General features: G+C 47.8%; 14 protein-coding genes. All 14 read right to left on the minus strand.

Going from position 1 to position 13,735, the window contains the following annotated elements; genetic code table 11:
* Positions 1–7 precede the first annotated feature (7 nt).
* A complete protein-coding gene (locus K6V21_RS16995) occupies positions 8–607 on the minus strand; it encodes a hypothetical protein (protein WP_004310171.1) in 600 nt (199 codons plus the stop codon).
* A 49-nt stretch (positions 608–656) separates the two neighbouring features.
* Positions 657–992, minus strand: a complete 336-nt coding sequence (locus K6V21_RS17000; protein WP_004314541.1) for a hypothetical protein — start codon at positions 990–992, stop codon at positions 657–659.
* Positions 993–1,004: 12 nt separating this feature from the next.
* The gene (gene traM, locus K6V21_RS17005) at positions 1,005–2,150 is read right to left on the minus strand and encodes a conjugative transposon protein TraM (RefSeq protein WP_224319327.1); all 1,146 of its coding nucleotides are present in this window, start codon (positions 2,148–2,150) and stop codon (positions 1,005–1,007) included.
* 10 nt (positions 2,151–2,160) lie between these two features.
* Complete coding sequence (locus K6V21_RS17010) at positions 2,161–2,643, minus strand: DNA N-6-adenine-methyltransferase (protein WP_004310173.1); 483 nt, start codon at positions 2,641–2,643, stop codon at positions 2,161–2,163.
* A 14-nt stretch (positions 2,644–2,657) separates the two neighbouring features.
* Positions 2,658–3,029: a hypothetical protein gene (locus K6V21_RS17015; RefSeq protein WP_004310174.1), complete on the minus strand. Its 372-nt coding sequence runs from the start codon at positions 3,027–3,029 to the stop codon at positions 2,658–2,660.
* A gap of 12 nt (positions 3,030–3,041) precedes the next feature.
* A complete protein-coding gene (traK, locus tag K6V21_RS17020; protein WP_004310175.1) occupies positions 3,042–3,656 on the minus strand; it encodes a conjugative transposon protein TraK in 615 nt (204 codons plus the stop codon).
* A gap of 6 nt (positions 3,657–3,662) precedes the next feature.
* Entirely contained in the window at positions 3,663–4,052 is a 390-nt protein-coding gene (locus K6V21_RS17025) for a hypothetical protein (protein ID WP_004310176.1), read from the minus strand.
* 29 nt (positions 4,053–4,081) lie between these two features.
* On the minus strand, positions 4,082–5,215 hold the full coding sequence (locus K6V21_RS17030) for a hypothetical protein (RefSeq protein ID WP_004310177.1): 1,134 nt from the start codon (positions 5,213–5,215) through the stop codon (positions 4,082–4,084).
* Positions 5,216–5,229: 14 nt separating this feature from the next.
* Positions 5,230–6,000 (minus strand): DUF5045 domain-containing protein, encoded by a 771-nt coding sequence (locus K6V21_RS17035; RefSeq protein WP_151927949.1) that lies wholly within the window; start codon positions 5,998–6,000, stop codon positions 5,230–5,232.
* Positions 6,001–6,068: 68 nt separating this feature from the next.
* Complete coding sequence (locus tag K6V21_RS17040; protein ID WP_004310179.1) at positions 6,069–6,839, minus strand: DNA-methyltransferase; 771 nt, start codon at positions 6,837–6,839, stop codon at positions 6,069–6,071.
* 204 nt (positions 6,840–7,043) lie between these two features.
* Positions 7,044–7,769: a hypothetical protein gene (locus tag K6V21_RS17045; RefSeq protein WP_004322064.1), complete on the minus strand. Its 726-nt coding sequence runs from the start codon at positions 7,767–7,769 to the stop codon at positions 7,044–7,046.
* Positions 7,766–10,297 (minus strand): hypothetical protein, encoded by a 2,532-nt coding sequence (locus tag K6V21_RS17050; RefSeq protein ID WP_151927948.1) that lies wholly within the window; start codon positions 10,295–10,297, stop codon positions 7,766–7,768. Before K6V21_RS17050 ends, K6V21_RS17045 begins: the two co-directional genes overlap by 4 nt.
* 4 nt (positions 10,298–10,301) lie before the next feature.
* A complete protein-coding gene (locus tag K6V21_RS17055) occupies positions 10,302–10,940 on the minus strand; it encodes a hypothetical protein (protein ID WP_004322062.1) in 639 nt (212 codons plus the stop codon).
* Positions 10,940–13,651, minus strand: coding sequence for a helicase HerA domain-containing protein (locus K6V21_RS17060; RefSeq protein ID WP_151927947.1), 2,712 nt, complete (start codon positions 13,649–13,651; stop codon positions 10,940–10,942). Before K6V21_RS17060 ends, K6V21_RS17055 begins: the two co-directional genes overlap by 1 nt.
* Positions 13,652–13,735 lie beyond the last annotated feature (84 nt).

Raw genomic sequence — 13,735 nt, forward strand, 5'->3', positions numbered from 1 at the left:
TACAGAGTTATAATTGAAAATTCATGATTGCTTTATTCTCTTGCGGATTGATATTTGCCTTATCTGGGATGTCATCCTGCATACAACTTGGAGATTTGTCCGTAACATCTATCTGTTCGAATATGATTTGTTTCGGAAGTATTTTATGGCAGAAATAGCTGCTGTTGAACGGTACGTTTTTCCCTTTTCCGAACTGAATACGTTTATCGAACATGAGTAATTCCAGATCAGTATTCTGGAAAAGTCGGCAGGGTGTTACGTTGTTCAGCCAATAGTTGGACATCAGCAAGGCGAATGGTTTTCCGAGTTTCAGACAGCGTTCGAAGACTTCCACTTTCCGGCTGAAAGGAGGATTGGATACGAGTATATCCCATTGGGACGGTTCATAGTTGAAAAAATCCTGTCCGTTATAGATATGGGAATACACGACATGGAAACCGGCATCCTTGAATTTCTGCACAAACTCACTGTGCTTCGTATCGAAAGGACACCAGACTATCTTGCCTTCAGGTATATATTTGATAATGGGTAATACACCATATCCCGGTGTATATTTTTCATCTGTCGGATTCCCGTATATTTTTTTTAAGTAGTTTGAAGATTTCATAGGCACATGATTAAAAATATTTATATTGATTTCTTTTCCCTATTTCGCTTCATTTCTTTATCTGCCTGGCACGCGCCCAAGTACAACGTCTCGTCCGGGTCATTTGGATTTCACATTGCCAAAGAGTGCCCTTCTCCACTGTTTTGAAATTAACATTCCCGTATCTTGGTCCGTAAAAACCGGTATGTTTTTGAAAAGCGAATAAGGCAATCCTCCGTCTGTCTTCTGTTCGGAAGTTGCATATTAGGGCAAACTGCCCTCTGTGATGCCACCATTCGGTACTCACAAGTTTTCCGATAAATGTTTCGGCTTTATTTGGGGCTATATAGTCCGCATAATAAAGCCCATCCGTACCTTTGTGATATTCTGATAAATCTGTTTCCATGTCATCATCGTTTTAATTCCTTTTTTCCTGTCCGTTCACTAAATACACGAAAGTTCCGTATTTCAACTTGACTTTGTTTTTCTTGATAGCTTTGCTAATGGCATTGCTTGTTTTCTGGTAGGCATTGTTCACCGCCTGCATCCCCCATTGTGCAAGGCTGTTTCCTGTTGTACTTCCCATACTCATGTTCATATTGCCCGACATTGCCCCGCTTGCTACATCCTTGCTCGTTTCCCGGAATTGGCTGTTGGGCACATACAGCCCCTCCATGCCATCTGTATCATAGAGTGAGAGACTCACTTTCATCAATTCGTCATTCACGAGGATGCTGCTGATATTACCTTTCACGCGCCCGGATGAGAATCCGCTTACCGTAGCGTACAGGTATGTTCCCCTTGCTATCACACACTCGCCAATCTCCACATCGTCAAGCAGGCGCAACCTCACGCGCGAGCCGTCCACCGCTTTGATGTTCTCGTCAATGATGGCTTGGATGAGTTTCGGTTCACGGACATTCTTCGACAGTGTGTTAAAGTAGTCCGAGGTTGTCTTCACCTTGCGTACCACCTCGCTGGGCGGTTCGTCCGCTGATGGCGTTTTCACAGCCCGGCTCTCTTCGTTGATGGTTCCGGAGGCTGCTGCTCCTTGTGGTGGAGCAATGTTGGCCGTGTCCGTTTCTGCCGGGGGTACAGTCGCGTTTTGCCCTCTCAGTCTCGCCTCTGCGAGTGCTTTCTCCAGTTCGGCAAGTGCTTCCTGTTCTCGTGTCTTGGCAGAGGCAATTTCCGCTGCCGCAGCTTTTTCCTGTTGTTCTTCCGTGAGCAGGTCGATGTCGTCCTGCGTGTATTTCGATTCATACTCTTCCTTGTTTTTATCGGGTTCTTCCCGGTCTATGTTATCTACAGCGGAGTAGTCTTGTATCTTACCCCATGATTTCGCCATATTCTCGTATTTGCTGCCTATGCCATCGTCCTTGATCTGTGCCCCCGGCAATTCGGGGTTTAGGAACTCCGTCGTCTGCAACGCCTTGTCTTGTATTTCTATCGTTTCTGTCTGAAACAGGTCGAAGATGAAATAAGACGTGCCGAGCAGGGGGAAATAAAGGATGGCGGGAAGCATATATTTCGGCTGGCGAAAATTGATTTTCTCCAATATCTTCATTATACATCTTTTAATTGAGTTGTACATATTTGCCTTCAATGGCACAATTTCTCAGTATCTCTGCGTTGTCTTCTCCGAAAGCTAATAGGATGCTACCGCGACTGGGAGAGTCACCTCGTGCTCCGCCTGGTCGGTAGAATCGGATGCGGTGGCGTAGGAATTTCATTCCCGTCGCTTTTGGAAAGATGACGTCCTGAAACATTTTGGAATCGCAACGGTTGAATAATAATGCAATGCCGTTGCCATGTTCTGCCAATTTCCGGACGAATAGCTCGATAAGAGGACGCGAATAGGGAGGATTGAGCCACACACGCCCTTCCCATATCTGGGACAACCCATCTATGTTCTGGTCATACATGACCTCGGCAGTCGGCCACAACGGATGGATGGGAGCGCAAGGGTCAAGGTCGAATTTGCCCAATGCGTCCAGTATCTCCTTTGGCGTGTACCATTCGTCTGACGAACGGACTGATTTTTCAAGCCGTGTATTCATAAGTACTCTTTTTACTATGGTTTGTCCCCTCTGTTTTTATGTTCCCTTATTTCGACTTCCTGCAACAGCTTGTGCCGTTCCCGAAGCACTGAATCCTGCTTTTCCGTCGCCGTGCGACTTACCGGACTGTGTCTGTACACAGTTACCAAGCGGTAGGCGTTCCATACGAAAGCTCCGATGACGAATGTAAAGACGATGACCAGAAACAGCGTCCGGTGTGCGTTGGCAAAGCCCTGCACCTTGGCCGCCGCTTGGTCGATGCGTGTCGCCTTGGCGAATTTATGCCCGGCCTGCACCTCTCGCTCGTAGCGTTCCTTGTACTGCGGGTCATCTTTGTCCGGCATCTTCTCGCCGAACAACATCCGTTTGAATCCTTTGATATTCATATCTTTGGTGATTTAATAGTTACTCTTTGTTTTTTGCTCGATATCTTTGTTCAGCAATGTGCGCCAGTTTACTATGAGCAGTCCATGCGGATTATTGTCCGTTCTCGGCACACGTTTAAGTTGCCCTGCCGTAACCAGTTCGCGCATCAGGATATTACTCCGGCGCTCGATTCGCTGCCGACCATAGTAGGTGAACTCCATATTCTTTTTGTCAAAGGAGATACTGTCACAGAATATCGAGAACACCGCGCTCGTACCCAATATATTGGAGTAAAATCCCTTTTCCTTGAGGGTATTGTACTGTGCCAGTCCCGTCTCATCGACCAGGTACATCGCTTTTTCCATCGTATAGCGGATGTATTTGTCGTCCGGTGCGAGAGTAAAAAAGTAATGGTGGAACATTTCTACGTGGCTCTTGGCCTCCACGTCCAGTGTTTCGTCCATCGTCGTGCGGGTTACGAGTATAGGTACATTTCCGTCCAGCACATACACCTTTTTCTGCGCGTCCGTCACCATTGTCCGGGCAGTCCAGATACTTGATACGCTGATGATGATACACCCTGCAAGAAAAGCAGTGCAGATGATGCCCACCAGTCGGATTTTATTCTCCAAATGTTTGATGACCATATACCTTTATTTTTTCTTGTTAGACAATCGTGTGTATTCGTCATGTAACATTGTCATGACTGTATCATGCAACTCCGTCAGAAATTTTTCGAACTTCCCGTCAAAAAGCTGTGTGTAATCTTCCCGCATGATTACATGCACGAATATCCACCAGACACGGCGGTTTCGATTCTTGGCATTTTTCTGCAATTTGACCAGTTGCAGACGATAGGTAAGGTAAGTCATCATAGGGACAATATATCGGTTGTCCCATGTAATGGCTTCGTCCAGTTCTTCATATTCCGGATCAATTCGGTGGTTAGGTGCATAAACGAGTTCTTCGCTTATGCGTTCATTTGCATAGTGCACGAAACGCTCGTTCCTGCACCATTTCTCAATTTTCTGTTGTACATTCATCTTTTGGATATTTAATATTAGGTTTATCATTATCTCATCATCGAGCCGATACCGCCCGTAGCCGTCATTTTGGCCTGCTGCGCCACACCTTCTCCAAAGTTCCGTGTAGAGAAGGCCGTGTCGCCTTCAGGTATCATCCATGCTGCCAAGTCCGGCACGAGGTTTAGGCATTTCAGTGCCACGATACTTGCCGCCATCAAGTAGCCGGCGGAGAAGAAGCTGTTTTGCAAGTAGGCCGCCATTGTCTGTTCGCTTGCTGTGATTGCCGTCAGGTTTTCTACCTGTATGCACAGTACAATGTCGAATAACAGTAGCACATAGAAGCCGACGAAGTAGAGCATTGCACCATAGAAATGTACTGTCAGATACCTTATAAGCCACTTCGCCCATGCACCTTCCCATTTGGGCAACAGCGAGAACGCCCATTGTATAGGTCCGAATATTGTTAACATGCCCAGTAGGATTTGCTGGCAATAGATGGTTGCCCACCATCCGATACGATACACAATCAGAGCGATAAGCATGATGATTTTGTCGATACCTACGATGACTCCTGCCGTCAGTGAGGTAAACCACAGTTCGGCTGCGTCTTTCTCCATCTTCGTCACTTCGTCCACTCCGGTTTGTTCCATGGTCGCTTCTACCAGGTTCGGGTCGGAGGTACCCGTGTGAGCGACATCTGCCTGTGCTTGCAAGCTTTGGTACATCGTGTCACGTACATGGATAAGTTGCTGCACTTCCTCGAATTTGTCCGCTATTTGGGTGGCTTCTGCCTCGTACAGGTCATGCGTGTACGAGCCGATGCAGTTCGGGATGTAAGACAGGAAGTCAAGGAAACACCAACTGCTCCCACTGCCAGCCATACCCGTGTCTGCTGGCGGATACCACCAACAGAGGATGATTGAAACAGCCAAAGGACGGAACAGCTTCAGCACATCCAGTGGCTCATGTTTCACCATCATCTTGTACGCCATTCCCGCTGCCATCACAATAGCGAACAGGGCAGCCAGTGCCATGCACATTTGTAGTATCCACCAGAACGGTCCCTGCGAGCCGGTAAAAGTCGCATCAGTCAGGAACTCGTTCGTTTGAAAAATCACATCGTCAATTTCTTCTTCAAGGATATTAATACCGAAATCCGAGAGTATATTTCCGTCTGCCATACGTTTTTGTTTTTTCAGTTCCCTTTGTTTACTGTTTCATCTCCGTCGCCGTTGCCACCCGTGTTATTGCCTGATTGCGGGCCGCGCACGGCAAAGCGCGATTCGTGCCATCGGTTCACCGCATCGCGGACAATACTCTCCTTATCCAGAGTACGGTCAGTGGTAGCATTCAGTAGCGTACTTGTTATCGTAGTATTCTGCCGTTTGGCAAGGTAGCCGACAAGGATTTCGTTCTGTCGAGTTATATCCTCGTAGATGCGCAGATACTCTTTCTTCCGCTGTGCGTTGGGCATATAGGCATCTTTCGTTGCATCAATGGCGCACTGGTAGATATGGTAATATTCCGTCCATCTGTCTTTATCCTCCGGTGTCCCCCCGACAGGCAAGATGCGGTCTATGTTTCGTTTGAACCGTACCATCTGTCCGTTGACCTTATCGCCTTCAGCGACCCATGCGATGTCCGCTTGACGGTCAGCCACGTTCAAGGCTTCTATCTTTGCCCGGCTCACCAATGCCGAGTCGATGGCTTCAGCTTCGTCCGTTTGGTTGTATAGGTTGACGCCCGCCAGTGTGCGGAATGACAGTTTGTTCTTGACTGCTGCCGACTTCTTATACTTGTTGTGCAGTATGGAATAGTAGAGGTCGGGCGAGAGTGCTCCCGTACCGGTTTCCATTACTGTTACTTGGTTTTGTTTCGGCGAATCGTGGTTATAGGTCACGGATTGTGCCTTTGCCGCCGTGGTTGCAATTATTGTAACCGTCACGAGTAAGAGTATTCTGTCCATATTTACTTTCGGTTATTTGTTATTAATCTTTTAATACTCAATGTGTTTCAATCAGTTAATCACCAGGATTATTCCACATTTCTTTTTATATTATATTCATTTCTAATCCTTTCCTCTCCCCGCAAGAAGTGCATATCATCCTTTTCAATACAAATACATTTTCTATTCGTATGAATACAGGCGATTGCAGTGCTCATGCTTCCAGAGGCAAAATCAAGGACTGTGTCACCCTCTTTCGTGTATGTTTTTATCAGATATTTCAACAATGCGACTGGTTTTTGATTAACATGAATCGTTTTGCCCTCTGATTCCGCAGTTTTAAAATATTTCACACTTCGTGGGTATCTCGTTCCTTTGTTTTCATTTCTGAATGTAGGATTTGGTACCTTGTTTACTCCTGTCCAGTTACTTCCTCTCTTTGTACGATTCTCATAAGGCTCACCTTCCTCCATGATTGGATAATAAGGAGTTCTGCCGTTACAAAAGATACTGATTAGCTCATGCGCTTTTAGAGGTTGCTTTTTAGCAAGAAGGAAATTGCTTGCTTTTGACTTTTCCCATACCCAGTCATATTTAAATTCGGCTAAATTGCCACAGCGTAAAAGGCTGCTGAACGGTTCGCTGCCAAATAAAGCCGTAGGCGCATTATCCTTTCTCACTCTTCTAATCTCCTCCCACATTTTCGAGAATGGTATTATCTTATCCCATTGCGAGGCTGTAATTCCAAAAGGTGGGTCGCATAGAACTAAATCAATACTTGATTCTGGGAGAAGAGGCATTACTTCAAGGCAATCGGCTTTATATAGCGTAATGTCTTTTTCAAAAACGATCTTTTTCATTACATCTTTTATTAATGTCCATTTGCCTCTTGGTTATAGGCCAGATAGACTTGTTTGTACTTAAAGTTTCTTTCTCTGTTTGTACTTCTCCGAACATTCAGGACGAAACGCTTTTCCTGCGTTTTAAGATATTCCTTATCAATTTTGGTACATAGAAGTCATAATCTAACTTGTGGCATTATTTACCTCCTTCCTCTTTTACCGTCAATAATCCAGTCGCCCCGCATTGCGCCATCGTCCGAAAGCACCGTCAATAATTTCCCGTTTGGTACGTTCCCGGTAAATCTTCGATTTCCAGTAGCCGATACGTACCTGTATGTATCTCCATGTCTCGATGTATGCCCGGTTCAAGTGTTGCTCAATGCTGTCCAGCGACTTGTTCACGGACTCCAGTACCATAAGCAGGTCGCTGGTCGAGCAGGCCGCTGCGCCCGTGGCATACAGTACGAGGTCGCTCACCGACTTATAGAGGTGTTCGCCCTCGTTGGCGATGTCCCGTATTGCTTTTTCATTGATAGTCAGTATCAGTGCGTCTGACGGCTCGATGTTCCCATGTTTCAGGATTTTCTCATGGAAAGCCTCCAGCATGGTCTTATAGTCACCGATACGGTCACTTACCGAGCTGTAGGTATCCTTCACGTTCAGCACCGTCCGCAGGGATTGGTACATCACGTCGATGACATCAAAGGCACGGGTATAGCGGTCAAGGTCGATATTTACTTCCTTGTATTTGCCCGTCTCCTCACGGCTGTACTCATGCAGCAGTTGGTTGCTGTATTCCAGCGTGCTTCGGGCCAGCAACAGGCTGCGTTGTTTTTTGTGGTCATTTATGTACGCTTCCACCGACACGATATCGAATGTCCATTGGCCCTTGGCGACATCGGGTAGTAGCGCAAGCAACGTAATGGCTATCAGTATAGTGCGTTTCATGGCCGTACCTCCTTTCTGCCACTTCGGGATGTCCGTGCGTTTTCTACCCAGCGGTCATGGCACTCTTCCACGAGTGTCAGCCTACGACCCTCGTCCGTATCGAGTCCCGGTAGCACATCCTTCAGTACGTCGATGATGTTCCGCTTGTAGTGCATCATCTTCTCCAAGGATACGAGGTCGGCGTATATTTTCGTGATACGTGAATCCACTTCTCGTGCGATTTCGAGGCGGTCACTTGACCAAAGCAGGTGGTACACGTCGCTGTTCGGTACTTCTTCCATAGGTTCTGTACGGGCATACTCGGTAGTGATTTTACAGTTGGGATATTCCCGTGCGATTTCCGATATGCGATTATTCACGATTTTAGTCTTTTCCTCGTTCGGCAGGTTCGGATCGAGTGTCAGTACATCGGCAACGTGCGTGTCTGTGTATGCCGAAGTCAATTCCCAACTGATTTGGATAATGGCACGGTGAATCTTGATACCCAGAAAGTATTTCGGCTTCCGTGCGATAGAAATAGTCGCACGGAACGTAATGATACCATTGATGTTCGGCATCGTCGCCTTACGGACGAACGTATAGCCGCTCCATGTACCTCCGTCCTGCCAAGTGAGGCTATAGGCTGTCTTGCAATCCTGCATGATAGCCGGTAGGCGGTAGTAATCATCTGTCGGCACATCGTTCTCTGCTTCCGCTTCCTGCTTCGCATCTGCGTACTCCTTCTGTTTTTGTTGCCACTCGGCAAGTTCGCTTTTCAGTTCCTCGATACGTGTCCGGTTGGAGTTATATTGTTGCCGATAAGCTGCTGCGTCTTCCACGCTCGCCTCGGCAATTTTTTTCAGAAGGTCGGCGTTTTCCTTTTCCAAGGCACTAATCTGAGATTGAAGAACGGCGACTTGATTGTCCGCTTCCCGTATCAGTGCGTCCAGTTCTGAAAGATCCAGTTCGTTCTCCGTTACCGAGGCCTGCATGACGCACTCTTTGGAATGGGCGTCCAGTGAGCCGCCACACTTGCGACACTTGTATTGTGTCGAGCCTTGTCCCAGCGTCGCCCCGTCTGAACAGGTTACACTGATGGTCACGCTTTCGCATCCCTGCAATTTTGCAGCGTCCGTCGCCTGATAATAGTTCCGTGCATCGGATGCTATGTAATAGACATAGCCTTCCTCGTTGTCATTGAACTCCGAGAGGCGGGCATTGAGTTGCGCTTTGAACGTATTCAAATCCATCGAATAGGAGTCGAAGACATCCTCATAGACCACCTCCGTCCGATTCCAACTCTGTGTCACGTGTATCTCGTAGGCGTATGCCTTCTTTGTCTGTTTGTTACCCTTACTGATGATATAGGCCTGTTGTCGGGTATTGATAGTATAGGTGTAGCCATCGTTGCTATTGTTGAGCTGTTGTACTCGACTTCTTGACCATCCGGCATACCGTTCTGAATTGGCGAGGGCCTGCTCCCGTTGCGAAGCGTTCGGATAAAATCCCGGATCACTCGTGTTAAAGCGTGTCCATGCACCCCCGTTCAATATGCTGTTGTCGTCTGTCGGTGGGTAGTAGTCGCATAGAGAAATGCTTCCTTGATCACGCCGTGCGATATACCACCGTTGCGTGTAATAGTTCCCGACAGCATTGTCCATATAGTCGGTCATCCACGATGTGAGGTCGTAATTGCTGAAATTGAACAATGCGGCCACGCTATCCTGACCGCCCACCATGTCGATTAGCAGACTGCCGATGTCATGTTCCGCCTGCTCGAAGAGAGTACTGTAGTGTTCATACAGGTTGCCGATTTCATTGACTTTGCCACCCAACAGGTCATGGAACGCACTACTTTGCAGTAGAGCGTCACCGAGGTTCTCCATACCTGATGTTGCCAGCCCTACGCCCATGTTATAAAGGTTGTCAATGTCGCCCTTTAAGTTCTCAATCGTGAAATTGCCCGGCACTTTGGTAAAGTTGTCCAACATCCGTTGCCAATCGGTACCGCCCAGTTCTGCGAGGTTCAGCAAGGTGGCAATGTCGCGGTCAATTTCCAGAAAAGCGATGTCCGAGAACGACAGCGTGCTGTTTGTCACCACACTTTCGAACTGCATACACAGGCTCTTCGTATCGTCGCACACTTTCATCAGGTAGCTGCCCCAGTGGATTGCTGTTTGTGGTGAGCGCAGCATCAGCTTCGCCACCACCCATATTTTCGGCATGATTTTTTCTGCCACCATGTGGTAAATTCGACGATAGTAGTAATTTTCCGTGCTGCTGCACCAGATGCCAAGGTCGGACAGAGCCTTGTGTTCCAAAAATTTGGAAGAAAATATCCCTGCTGCCGCCACTTCTGCCGCCGTATAGTGTTTCAGAATATCATCCACCTGCTCGCGGTAGTAGCTTTCGGCTACTGCCTCCGTGCCGAATGCTGCGGCCATGGCCGCCACGGTACGAGCGTCATAGTTCACGCTGTAATATTGTGCGTGAACATGCTGTGTCAGGGCAGGCAATAGGATAACCCAAAAGATAAACAGCCGTTTCATCGTTTCAGACCTCTTTTATGTATTCCGGTTCCTTGTGATTGAAATACCACCGTTCAGATTCGATACAATTCTCCGTGACAAGTCGGCAGAACATATCATGTATGATGGTAGTATCCTTGATGGCCCTTTTGATCCGGGCTTCTTGGGAGCCGAACCATCTCAAAAAGAAAGGCTGGTTTAGATAAGTTTCGCGCACGGTCTGATAACGTAGCCATCCCAAGTCACTTAGTCTTTTTTCACTCATCGGACTACTGTTCAGTTCCCTGAATAGTTCTTCTCGAAACCTGTTTTCATCGAAGACAGGTTTGCTGTTACATAGCCTGTCGCACATATCGTAAAACTCCTTTTCTTTGGGGTTTTCTTCATAATACCGGTTCAAATACGCTTCCAGTTCTACATCGGACATACCCAACCGAAGGGAATACTCTGCCAACAACCGTTCGATGGCGGCTACTTTGTCCGGTGTCATGTCATCCATGCGGAGCAGGTTCTCCTTGGACAGCATACAAAACTCCCGGAGGGACAAAACAGTGAGTTCCGGATTGCTGACAGAGATTTGTTCGCGCGTCAAGCTGCTTTCAAACCCCATCATATTTATCCCGTAGCCCAGTGACAGGGTGATTAAAATCCTTTTCGTTTTCATTATGATGTTATTTTAGTGGTTAAGTTCAGTACACATCCCGCTTCATTAACTTTCTGCGCAAACGGCAATGCCTTGCCGATACCGCTGGTATTCCAGTCGCGGCAATATGCCTCGATAGCCTCTTGGTGGCTGCATTGTAACTCGCGCTTGTAAAGCTTCAGAGCCTCTTTCTCCGCTCGTTCGGTCGTGTAAGTCATGTAGCACTCGCGTGGTTCTTCCACGCCATAAACACCGCTGGTCGTGCCCCGACGGATAAACACCTCGCGGAAGAAGCTGCGTCCTTCCTTGTTTTCAAGGCGGTTAATGGTGAAAATTTTCTTACAGTCCACGTCCGTTAGGCCAAGAATCGTCTTGATGGTGTCGAAACGTTCCTTGAATTTGCTCTGGTCAAGCAGCATCACCACATCCGAGTTATTGATGATGGCCTCTTTCACGATTTCGCTGCCGATGATGTCTTGTATTTCCTGTGTCACCACGCCCACACTGGCCCAGAATTTACGCGCTGTTTTGTACATAAATTTAATGTACTCCGCCATCAGCGGGCTGGCGATGGCTTTCCATGCTTCCTCGATGACAAGGACTTTGCGGTTCTTCTTGATGCGCATTTTTTGCAAGAAAACATCCATGATAATCAGCGTGACCAAAGGAAAAAGCAGCGGGTCATCTTTTATGCTGTCGATTTCGAAGACCACGAACGTCTCGTCGAACAGCGAGCTGTCCATGTTCTCGTTCAGCGTTTTTTCGTGGTTGCCGCCCAAATAGAAGTCCTTCATCATATAGCGGTATGTCGAGAGGTCGATGCCCGTGATACGGTTCTCCTCACAGATATCCGGGATGCGCTGCACGGAATATTCATAGAAAGAGTTGAATGACAGTTCCTCCACTTTCAGTTCCTTGCGTCGGCCCTCTATCTCGTCAATGATACCCTCGATGCGGACCGCGCGTTCCCGTTCGCTTTCGTGCCGCTTCTCACTGCTGTTGCGGTCATCAATAACGAGGCTCTTACGCAAGTCCTCACGCTGTTGGGGTGTGAAGCCCTCGAAACCATTGAAGTAGGCGTCGTAATATTCCGTGATGACGTGCTCTATCAGACGGTCTTCCGTCTTTGTGACCGTTCCCTGCGTACCTTTCCAGATAAGCAAGACGAGGTTTTTCAAGAATCCCTTTTTTTCTACGTTCATCTCTTCCCGATTGATGCGGAACGGATTCATCGTGATGGGCCGTTCCTCGGTATAGCTGATATACTTGCCGCCGAAATACTCGCATAGCCCCTCGTATGAGTTACCCGTATCGACCATTACCACGTCCGTCCCCTGTTCATGCAACTGGCGCACGACGGAGTTCATGTGGAAACTCTTTCCGCTGCCCGAAGGCCCCAGGCAGAAAAAATTCGAGTTGTCGGTCAGCTTGTTCTTTCCCTCTTTTCCCGTGATGTCGATAGCTACCGGAACACCTTGACGGTCAGTATAATAAATTTTTATCGGCGTTTCCTCACTATGCTGCACCCGTTCCTTGTACATCAGGCATACCGCAGCGTCGGAGAGGGTCAGAAAACGGTCATATTCCTCGTTCAGGCTGTAACAGTTGCCCGGAAATGAACTGACGAACAGTTCCAGTTGGTTGTATGCACGCTTACTGATATGTATGCCCATGCGCCCAAAAGCGTTTTCCAAGTGATTCGTGCATTTTTGAAGGTCGGTGTCGGCAGGCACGCCCACCACCATGTTGAAGTGCGTGTACACGAGCAGTTTGCTTTCACGGGCTATTACGTCCTGTACCTGCTTGATGTCCTCTACGGCCATTTGGTTACTCGGATTGGGGATGCTTGCGTGCCGGTTCTTCTTTTTGTCGAGTAATGCCAGTTCACGCTTCTGACTGGGCAGGAAAATAATTTGGTTGTACACCACCGTTTCTGCGTTCGGAATATTATCCACCACCGAGACAAGATCCACTGGCATCTCGGTATTATTCACCTCGATATTGGTATAGGGACGTATCAGCGAGGGGAGTGCGGCGCAGTCCACGTCCACGAGGCTGTACACCTTACAGCGTTTATCACCCATAGATACCGTTTCGTCGTCAGACTTGACATTCGTCATCGAGACCGTACGGTCTTTGAAGTTCATCGCAAAGTAACGGTCCACATATTCGCTTGCCTCGGCTTTGTTCAGGAATTTCACTTGTACACCGCTGTCGCGTAGTAGGTCTCGAACCTTATAAATCTTCACGAGGAAATCGCGCCATTTCTTGCTATCGTAAGAGAAAAGACGGCTCTTCTTGGCTTCCTGTGTGATAGTCAGATAGCAAAGGCTGTCCGTGTACGGACGCCCATTAAAATAACGGAAGTACGATGCCGAAAGAAATTCTTGATTATGCTCCGGCTCCTTCGCGAACTGTTTTCTCACGAAGATGTCCTGTTTGTGTAAGGCATATCCTTCGCCCAGTGTTTGCGCAAGGGCAGAGAATAGATGCGTGAAATCGTAATAGCTGTCAATGTCCGCCGAATACTTCTGTACCGGATTTTCGATTTTTAAGACGGCGGAATATTCACCCGTCTTGGTGTACAGCACACCCACACCATCTGTATCTTCCACAGAGAAATAGATATTCTGAAAGATGTGCTTGCGCTTGCCGCCCGTACCGAACGTATAGACTGACAAGGCCATACCCGTACATAGGGCGATGAAAAATAAAATGATATATAGGGTCATTCCGATATGCGTTCATTAAATAGGGGCAGGTCTGCCTCGGCTGGAGGCGAACCCGCCCGCGTTCAACAATCAATCAGCCACACA

This window comes from Bacteroides cellulosilyticus, assembly GCF_020091405.1.
GTDB lineage: Bacteria > Bacteroidota > Bacteroidia > Bacteroidales > Bacteroidaceae > Bacteroides.

Excerpts from the sequence above, each read along its gene's own strand:
- K6V21_RS16995 (WP_004310171.1), bottom strand. The coding sequence starts at position 607 with ATGAAATCTTCAAACTACTTAAAAAAAATATACGGGAATCCGACAGAT.
- K6V21_RS17000 (WP_004314541.1), bottom strand. The coding sequence starts at position 992 with ATGGAAACAGATTTATCAGAATATCACAAAGGTACGGATGGGCTTTAT.
- traM (WP_224319327.1), bottom strand. The coding sequence starts at position 2,150 with ATGAAGATATTGGAGAAAATCAATTTTCGCCAGCCGAAATATATGCTT.
- K6V21_RS17010 (WP_004310173.1), bottom strand. The coding sequence starts at position 2,643 with ATGAATACACGGCTTGAAAAATCAGTCCGTTCGTCAGACGAATGGTAC.
- K6V21_RS17015 (WP_004310174.1), bottom strand. The coding sequence starts at position 3,029 with ATGAATATCAAAGGATTCAAACGGATGTTGTTCGGCGAGAAGATGCCG.
- traK (WP_004310175.1), bottom strand. The coding sequence starts at position 3,656 with ATGGTCATCAAACATTTGGAGAATAAAATCCGACTGGTGGGCATCATC.
- K6V21_RS17025 (WP_004310176.1), bottom strand. The coding sequence starts at position 4,052 with ATGAATGTACAACAGAAAATTGAGAAATGGTGCAGGAACGAGCGTTTC.
- K6V21_RS17030 (WP_004310177.1), bottom strand. The coding sequence starts at position 5,215 with ATGGCAGACGGAAATATACTCTCGGATTTCGGTATTAATATCCTTGAA.
- K6V21_RS17035 (WP_151927949.1), bottom strand. The coding sequence starts at position 6,000 with ATGGACAGAATACTCTTACTCGTGACGGTTACAATAATTGCAACCACG.
- K6V21_RS17040 (WP_004310179.1), bottom strand. The coding sequence starts at position 6,839 with ATGAAAAAGATCGTTTTTGAAAAAGACATTACGCTATATAAAGCCGAT.
- K6V21_RS17045 (WP_004322064.1), bottom strand. The coding sequence starts at position 7,769 with ATGAAACGCACTATACTGATAGCCATTACGTTGCTTGCGCTACTACCC.
- K6V21_RS17050 (WP_151927948.1), bottom strand. The coding sequence starts at position 10,297 with ATGAAACGGCTGTTTATCTTTTGGGTTATCCTATTGCCTGCCCTGACA.
- K6V21_RS17055 (WP_004322062.1), bottom strand. The coding sequence starts at position 10,940 with ATGAAAACGAAAAGGATTTTAATCACCCTGTCACTGGGCTACGGGATA.
- K6V21_RS17060 (WP_151927947.1), bottom strand. The coding sequence starts at position 13,651 with ATGACCCTATATATCATTTTATTTTTCATCGCCCTATGTACGGGTATG.